Consider the following 587-nt stretch of genomic DNA (forward strand, 5'->3'; position numbering starts at 1 on the left):
TAGATAGGGTGGTTACCTATTGTATGGTTGTGGTCATGGAGGCCCTTGCGAAGATGCAGGGGCCTTTTTTAATGGCTTTCAAAAGCCAGTGCCATCAGTTCTTGTTCATTCCAGGATAGGTTGTGCTGTGATGCAAATACAAATATTTTTTTAGTTGCCATTACAAATTGCGTTTAGGGTTGATTAAATCTGCATCCTGGAGTTTGCGCCCCAGGGTATCATCTTTGCCAACCAGAAAAATATCATCAGAAAGGCCTAATACCACTAATACCTGCACATAACTGCCAATTGCTACACTTTCGGCTCCTTGTTCAATGGAAACCAATGTGCGCCGGCTGATCCCAGCCCGTTCAGCAACCTGTTCCGCAGTAAGCTTGCGCCTTAAGCGAGCTAATTTTATGTTTTCACCAAGGCCAGACAACACTTTCTTATGTTTTGGTAATAGTTTAATCCCTCTCATAATGTGTAATATTGTATACAAATATAGTAATAATGTGCAAAATAATGCACTTGAAAGAACGTGTGGAGTAAAATGATTGTGATTTGGGTGTTGGTATTTTAGTAAGCGGTATTAAAATACACATGGT

General features: G+C 40.4%; 1 protein-coding gene. It reads right to left on the reverse strand.

Features of this window, described 5'->3' with window-relative positions; translation table 11 throughout:
- Positions 1-160: 160 nt before the first annotated feature.
- Positions 161-460: a helix-turn-helix domain-containing protein gene (locus OM074_RS21190; RefSeq protein ID WP_301202717.1), complete on the reverse strand. Its 300-nt coding sequence runs from the start codon at positions 458-460 to the stop codon at positions 161-163.
- Positions 461-587: the final 127 nt, after the last annotated feature.

The organism is Plebeiibacterium marinum, assembly GCF_026013615.1.
Taxonomy (GTDB): domain Bacteria; phylum Bacteroidota; class Bacteroidia; order Bacteroidales; family Marinilabiliaceae; genus Saccharicrinis; species Saccharicrinis marinus_A.

Bases quoted from the DNA above. Each gene is read 5' to 3' on its own strand.
- OM074_RS21190 (WP_301202717.1), bottom strand. From the start codon at position 460: ATGAGAGGGATTAAACTATTACCAAAACATAAGAAAGTGTTGTCTGGC.